1 rRNA gene is annotated in these 227 nt (G+C 56.4%); it reads right to left on the reverse strand.

What is annotated here, in order from left to right:
* Positions 1–227, reverse strand: a 23S ribosomal RNA gene (locus tag WS34_RS15260); the annotation flags it as partial.

Below are 227 nucleotides of genomic sequence, written 5' to 3' on the forward strand. Positions count from 1 at the left end.
CGCCCGCAACAGATAGGGACCGAACTGTCTCACGACGTTCTGAACCCAGCTCGCGTACCGCTTTAATTGGCGAACAGCCAAACCCTTGGGACCGAATTCAGCCCCAGGATGCGATGAGCCGACATCGAGGTGCCAAACCTCCCCGTCGATGTGGACTCTTGGGGGAGATCAGCCTGTTATCCCCAGGGTAGCTTTTATCCGTTGAGCGACGGCATTTCCATTCACAT

It is taken from the genome of Odoribacter sp. N15.MGS-14, assembly GCF_000980245.1.
GTDB classification, from domain to species: domain Bacteria; phylum Bacteroidota; class Bacteroidia; order Bacteroidales; family Marinifilaceae; genus Odoribacter; species Odoribacter splanchnicus.